Source organism: Streptomyces sp. NPDC056296 (assembly GCF_042268605.1).
GTDB lineage: Bacteria > Actinomycetota > Actinomycetes > Streptomycetales > Streptomycetaceae > Streptomyces.
Genome location: NZ_JBHJRX010000066.1, coordinates 36,901 through 43,997 on the forward strand (window position 1 = coordinate 36,901; position 7,097 = coordinate 43,997).

At 69.1% G+C, this 7,097-nt stretch carries 3 protein-coding genes and 2 pseudogenes; 3 read left to right on the top strand and 2 right to left on the bottom strand.

The genetic code is table 11. The features are described 5' to 3' along the window. Positions 1 to 64 precede the first annotated feature (64 nt). Both ACFCZF_RS34885 and ACFCZF_RS34890 read left to right on the top strand, forming a co-directional pair. Positions 65 to 1,132: a tyrosine-type recombinase/integrase gene (locus tag ACFCZF_RS34885; protein WP_376675052.1), complete on the top strand. Its 1,068-nt coding sequence runs from the start codon at positions 65 to 67 to the stop codon at positions 1,130 to 1,132. Continuing rightward, a complete protein-coding gene (locus ACFCZF_RS34890; protein WP_376675053.1) occupies positions 1,129 to 3,462 on the top strand; it encodes a tyrosine-type recombinase/integrase in 2,334 nt (777 codons plus the stop codon). Before ACFCZF_RS34885 ends, ACFCZF_RS34890 begins: the two co-directional genes overlap by 4 nt. A 234-nt stretch (positions 3,463 to 3,696) precedes the next feature. Here the strand turns inward: ACFCZF_RS34890 and ACFCZF_RS34895 are convergent. Then, positions 3,697 to 4,312 (bottom strand): annotated as a pseudogene (locus tag ACFCZF_RS34895) (transposase); the annotation flags it as partial. Positions 4,313 to 4,314: 2 nt separating this feature from the next. Beyond that, positions 4,315 to 5,889 carry an ISL3 family transposase gene (locus ACFCZF_RS34900; RefSeq protein ID WP_376675054.1) on the bottom strand — a complete coding sequence of 525 codons (1,575 nt, stop codon included), beginning with the start codon at positions 5,887 to 5,889 and terminating at the stop codon, positions 4,315 to 4,317. A 217-nt stretch (positions 5,890 to 6,106) separates the two neighbouring features. On the opposite strand from ACFCZF_RS34900, the pseudogene istA reads away from it, so the two are divergent. Beyond that, positions 6,107 to 7,002 (top strand): annotated as a pseudogene (gene istA / locus ACFCZF_RS34905) (IS21 family transposase); the annotation flags it as partial. Positions 7,003 to 7,097 lie beyond the last annotated feature (95 nt).

Genomic DNA, 7,097 nt, shown 5'->3' on the forward strand with positions numbered 1-7,097 from the left:
TGGAATCACGCGCCGCAGGATGCGTCTCGTATCCTGCGGCGTCCCCATGGGCTGAGGAGGCGTGTTGGGCAGCGCGGTAGTGCTGGAGGAGAAGTGGCCGGTCCTGGGCCGGCATGAGCGGGCGGCCGAGTGGCTGCGGGTGTGGACGGACCTCGGGCGGGCTCCGCGGACGATCGACGCGTACGCGCGGGGTCTGGCCGAGTACCTGCTGATCTGCGAGCGGGACGACGTCGATCCGATGACGGCGGGCCGGCTGCACGTGGCCGCGTTCGTGAAGGACCTGTCCACTCGGCCGAGTCGCCGTGGAGCGAACGTGGTCGCGCTGGACTCCGGGGCGGGTCTGGCGAACGCGACCTTGCAGCAGCGGTTGGTGCCGGTCCGCCTGTTCTACGACTACCTGATCGAGGAAGGGCTGCGGGAGTCGAACCCGGTCGGCCGAGGCCGCTACACGCCGGGCCGGAAGTTCGGCAGCCACGAGCGCGGGCTGGTGCCGCGCCTGGTGAAGCTGCCGTGGATCCCCAGCGAACAGCAGTGGCTCGACCTGCTGGACGTCGTACGCGATGAGCCGGCACGGAACCGGGTGATGCTGGCCTTGGCCTACGACGCCGCTCTGCGACGCGAGGAACTGTGCTCGCTGCGGACCGACGACGTCGATCCAGCTCACCGGACGCTTCGGATCAGGGCGGAGACGACGAAGACCCGCCGCGAGCGCGTGGTCCCGTACTCCGCGCCGACGGGCGTGCTGCTGTCCGGCTACCTCGCGCACAGGGCGACGATCAGCCGGGCCCGCGGCCCGCTGTTCCTGTCGGAGTCGCGCCGCAACCACGGTCAGCCGCTGAGCCTGTGGACCTGGTCGAAGGTGATCCGCCGCGTCGCCCTGGCCGCCGATCTGCCGCGCTTCTCGACCCACACCACCCGCCACCTCTGCCTGACCGACCTGGCCAGGATGGGCTGGGAACTGCACGCCATCGCGACCTTCGCCGGACACCGCCACACCGAGTCGACCATGACCTACATCCACCTGTCCGGACGGGACCTCGCGGAGAAGCTGAACCGCGGCATGCAGCAGATCCACTCCTGGCGCATCGACATGCTCACCCGCGCCGGCCATCCGGGCGGGGTGGACCGTTGACAGCGACGACTCCGGCGACGTCCGCGGACAGCGCGGACGCCGCGGACTGGATATGGCCGCTCGACCTCGCCCGCTACGACCGGCGAGCCCTGCTGACCCACGCCGAGGCGAAGGCGCTCGGCACCCTGGGGATCGAGCAGGTCAGACGCCTGGGACTGACGCCGCAGGCGGCCCCGAGGCGGCTGGTCGAGCCGCTGGCCCACGCCCGGGAATGCCTCCAGTGGGCACCGGGCACCGGCCACCAGCGACGGTTCGCCCGCGACGCGGCCGGCCTTGTCCTGGTCCGCTGCGGTGAACGCGGCCGCAGCTACTGGGGCTGGTCCGACCAGGACTGGGCCGACCTGATCGACCGGTCCGGGGCCGACTTCCGGCGCCGGTGGGGCGGTCAGATCGGCCCGAACGCCCGCCCGTTCGTGATCGCCTACGCCTACCTCCTCGGCGGCTTCACCGCGTTCGATCAGGTCGGACGCTTCCAGCGACCCACTCTCGCCCACCGGGTCTTCGGCGAGAGCGCGGTCGACGCCGCGGTCGGGAAGGTCCTCGCGGTCCTCGGCGACTGGGGCTACCAGCGCCGTCCCAGCCGGCTCACCTCGGCGGTCTGCCAGATCCTGCTGCTCAACCGCAGCCCCCGGCTGGAGGACCTGTCCACTGCGGCCCTGGACGCGGTCCGCGCCTCGGCAGCCATGCAGGACAGCGAGTGGGCCAGCGACCTGCACGGGATTCACCGCGCCGTTGCCGCTCTTGGCCACGCCGATCCGCCGCCGCGTCCCCGGCACGGCCCCGGGCCCACGGCCATCGAGGGCACAGCGGGCAGCTGGGCCAACTGGGTCGAGCGCTGGCACGCGACCTCGACGCTGACGCCGGGCGTCCGCAGCAGCTACCGCAGCGTCCTCGCGAAGATCGGTCGCTGGCTGGCCGCCGAACACCCCGAGGTCACCGGGCCGGAGCTCTGGACCCGCCAGACCTGCGTGTCGTGGGTTGCCGCGGTCGACCGCATGACGGTCGGCGACTACTCCCAGTGGACGGCGGGCATGCGGTCGCAGGGCCGCATCGGCAAGCCGCTCACCCCGCAGGCAAAGTCCGGCTACCTGAAAGTGCCCCGCGCGTTCTTCCGCGACCTGCACGAATGGGAGTGGATCCCGCAACAGTTCAACCCTGCCCACGCGCTGAGGACGCCCCGCAGCGTCCAGGCCCTCATGGGCCCCGACCCCCGCGTGATCGCGGACGACATCTGGGCCAAGCTGTTGTGGGCCGGGCTGAACGTCGAGTCCGGCGACCTGCCGACCGCCGACGGCCGCACCTACCCGGCCGAGCTGATCCGGGCCATCACGCTGACCTGGCTGTTCGCTGGACAGCGCAGCGACGAAGTCGCCCGGCTCCGGGTCGGCTGCATCCGCTGGCAGCACGACGGCATGCCCATCCCCGGCGACTCCGGCGAGGTCCTGGCCTGGGACGCGGTCTGCCTGCTCGACGTCCCCACCCACAAGACCGGCACCGCGTTCACCAAGCCGGTCGACCCGCTGCTGGGGCAGGCGATCGAGGCCTGGCAGGCGGTCCGCCCCGACCAGCCCGCCATCCTCGACCCGAAGACCAACGAGCGCGCGGACTTCCTGTTCGCCTTCCGCGCCCGCCGCGTCTCCAAGCACTACATCAACGGCACGATCATCCCGATGCTCTGCCGCAAGGCCGGCGTCCCCACCGCCGACGTCCGCGGCAACATCACCAGCCACCGAGCCCGCTCCACCATCGCCAGCCAGCTCTACAACGCCAAGGAGCCGATGACCCTGTTCGAGCTGCAGGAATGGCTCGGACACCGGACTCCCGAAGCCACCGCCCACTACGCGAAGATCACCCCGAACACCCTCGCCCGGGCCTACAACGACGCCGGCTACTTCGCCCGCAACGTCCGCACCGTCGAAGTCCTCGTCGACCGCGACGCCGTCGCGTCCGGAGCCGCCGCGAACGGCGACCCCTGGCAGTACTACGACCTCGGCCACGGCTGGTGCACCTATACGTTCTTCGAGCAGTGCCAGCACCGCATGGCCTGCGCACGCTGCGACTTCTACACCCCGAAGGCATCCAGCAAGGGCCAGCTCCTGGAGGCCAAGGAGAACCTGCAGAAGATGCTCGCCGCCATCCCCCTGACCGACGACGAACGCGCTGCCGTCGACGACGGCCAGGCGGCCCTCGACCAGCTACTGGAGCGACTCACCGACGTCCCCACGCCAGCGGGTCCCACTCCGCGTCAGATCGGTGTTCCCGCCACCGCGACCCTGCTGCTGATCGTCGACGTCAGGCAGGGCAAACCAGCAGGAAGTAGACAAAACTGATTCCACAGAACGCCCTGGCCACGGGTCTATGCCTTCTTCGCCCGCTGGCGGGACGCGGGACTCGTGGCGGAGCTGCACGACCGGCTGTGCGAGACCGTCCGCGTTGCCGAAGGCCGTGATCCGGAACCGAGTGCGGCGATCATCGACTCGCAGTCGGTGAAGGCGGACGCCACTGTTACCCACGGCTCGCGGGGCTTCGACGCCGGGAAGAAGACATCCGATGCGAAGAACGTGTCAAGCGGCGAGGGCAAGGCGGGGTTCTCGCGAGGTCGGGAAGGCTACGGCCTCGTTGAACGGGACACGGTGAGTCAGACAGTGGTGGAGGCAGCCGATCATCCGGTTGAAGAGGTTCCTCTGAGCGGCCGTGTGCCGGTCTCCGGCCTCACGTCGGCGGTCGTAGTGAGCCCGCGCTCCGTCTGAATGGGCCATCGCTGAGAAGGCCCACATATAGCCGACGCCGGCCAGCCGCTGGTTCTTCACCCTGCGGGCCGCGACGGACACGCTCTTGCCGGAGGCCCGGGTGACCGGGGCGGAACCCGCATACGCCTTCAGACCTCTGGCGTCGGCGCCGAGTCCTGTCGTCGCCGATCTCGGCCAGAACCCGAGCTCCGCTGAGCGGACCCAGCCCTGGGAAACTGATGATGATCTCGGCATCAGCATGTGCCTCGTACGCCTGCACCGCAGCATCGGCAAGATCATCGGCGCTCGTGCACGCGGCTTCCAACTGCCGCAGCAGCGCGAGTGTCTGGCGCCCCATGGCTTCCTCGACCAGGTGTCGGCGTACAAGTGAACGTGGCCCTGGCAAGATTTCCGTGAAGCGGGGGTGTGCCTCCGTGCGCCGGTGACGCTCCGTCACGGGTAGCGGCGTCGGAGTCCTGCCATGAGGATGACGCGGTGGCGCAGGAGCGGAACTCCTGCGCGCCCGGCCATGATCCGTTTTTGTAGCTTCAGGTCTGTGATCCGGCCTTCGTTGACGCCGGAGTTGAACGGTGTGGTGATGCCCTGTACGACCGCGGCCTGGTCCTCGCGGATGGCCTTGGCCAGGCTGGCCAGGGCCGGGAGGTTCGAGGCCGCGAGGTGATCGAGCCAATCGGTCAGCCCGGCTGCGTCGCGGTTGTCGAGCATGGCGGCGAATTGCCGTACCAGGTCGTGGGTGCGCTCCAGTTCCGGGCAGTGCTCGAACAGCTGGCGGAGGCCCTCGGTTGCATGCAGGCCGCGTTGGGAGGGTGTGGTGGCGATCCACCGGGCGACCTGGCGGGGCGCGGGTAGCCGTTCACGCGGTGTGTCGATCGGCAGCCCGCGACGCAGCGGTGCGATGGCCATTTTGACCCGTTGGTAGTGGCCGCAGTAACCCTTGGAGACGATCTCCTGGTGCAGCACCGTCGCGGTTCGCTCGCCCTCGTCCCAGCGTTGACGTAGGTACTCCAGGTACGGGTCGAGGCTCGTGGTTCGGCGGGGCGGAGTGCGCCGTATGCATTCCTGCCAGGAGGCAGCGCGGGCATATTTGGCCACGGTGCGTCGGTTCAGGCCCAGCTCGCGGGCTATCGCGCTGAGCGAGCGGCCGGAGTCCGAGACAGCGTGCACCGCCTCGAACAGCCGCTTGGCGTGGCGGCGAGCGGGAGAATCAGCCGTCTCGGACGGTTCTGCCGACGATGATGTAGCGGGTTCGGGTTGAGGTACTGCGGCGGACAGGCAGCCCCGGTGGGCGGCGGCAATGTCCGAGACCCGTTTTGACAGCCCCCGCCAGAGGTGAAAACGGTCGCTGACCTGTACCGCGTTCGGTGCCCCGTCGGTGATGCCCTGCCGGTAGACCAGCGAGCCGTCCCGGCACACCACCTCGACGCCGGGATGCGAACGCAGCCAGGCGGCCAGCTGCTCGGCGTCGCGCCCGGCCCACAACGCGATCGGCAACCGCGTATCCGCGTCGACGAGCAGCGTGCCGTAGATGTCCGCGTACAACGCGAAGTCGTCCACGCCCAGCACCCGCGGTGTCGCGACCGACGGCAGCCGCATGCGCATCAGCTGGAACAGCACGCTCGTCCGCGACAGCGGCGCCTTCAAGATGTGCAGGAGCCGGGCCCCGCCACGGCCGGCAAGCAATACGCCGGCCATCTCCACCAGATGCTGCAGCAGCGGACTGCGACGCTGGTAGCGCACCGTCAGCCCCTCTACCTGCTCGGCGAACGTCCGCCGACCACAGCTGGGACTGTCACAGAACAACCGCCGCACCGACAGAGTGATCAGCACCGGGCGTCCACCGGTAGCGACGTCGCTCAGCGTGCGGAAGTACCGGCTGTGCACCCGCGCCGACTGGTGCCCGCAGTCCGGACACTCCACCATCAACTCGCGCGTCCGAGCGGCGATACGGACCACGTCGCCCGCCGACCACACCCGCTCTACCCGCACCACATCCAGGTGCGGAGACATAATCCGTACGAGGTCATCACACACTCGCTGACGGTCCCGCTACCCGTGACGGAGCGTCACCGGCGCACGGAGGCACACCCCCGCTTCACGGAAATCTTGCCAGGGCCGTGAACGTGCGCCACCTCGTACGAATGAGAGTGCACCGTTCTTGATGCGTTGAAAGGCCGTGGCCGGGAGCCTGCTGTCGTCGGTTGGGATCGGCGGAGGGCGGCTGACAGTGGTGTTGGACCCGCATCGGTGGCTGGAGCTGAGGCGGTTTCGCGGGCTGTATGAGTCGGGTGCGATGAGCCTGCGGGAGATCGCGAAGGAGACCGGGCTGAACCGTCGCACGGTCGCCAAGTACCTGTCGGGTGAGGTACCGGTAGCGCCTCCGAAGAGGGCCGCGAACGGTCAGCCGCGTCAGCGGGTGGTGGACGAGGTCGCGCCGCTGATCGACGCGATGTTGCGGGCCGAGGTCCTGCTCAAGGGGGCGGTGATCCACGAGCGTCTGGTGGCGGAGTACGGATTCACCGGCAACTACCAGCGCGTGAAGATGTACTTGCAGGAGGCCAGGCCGCGGATCGCGGAGGAACTGGGCATCAGCCCGGGTGAGCTGGCCGGCCTGCACCGCCGGTTCGAGGTGGTGCCCGGAGCGCAGGCCCAGGTGGACTGGGGGATGAGGGCAGGATCCTCGCCCATGTCGGGATCCCGAAGGTCTACTCGTTCCACATGACGCTGTCGTACTCGCGAGATCCGTTCTGCTGCTTTACCACCAGCCAGGATCTGGGCACCTTCTTCGACTGCCACCGGCAGGCGTTTGCACATTTCGGCGGTGTCCCGATGTCGATCGTCTACGACCGGACCAAGACCGTGGTCCGCCGGCATGTCGCCCCTGGTGAGGCCGTTCCTCTGCATCCGGAGGCGGTCGCCTTCGCGGGGCACTACGACTTCGATCCCGACGTCCTGGCTGCTTACCGGCCCACTGGGAAGGGTCGGGTCGAGCGCCAGGTCCTGATCGTCCGCGACCATGTCCTGGCCGGACGCGCCTTCTCGTCGGTCGAGGAACTGAACGCCGCGTTCACCGCCTGGGTTCCGTTGCGGCGGGCTAAGGTCCACGGCACCCACGGTGAGGTCGGGCCTTGACCCCGAATCCTGAACACGGGTTATGCGGCTGGTGCAAGCGTAGTTGGTGTGAGGTGGAAGGCGTTCTCGAAGGCGATCGGTGATCG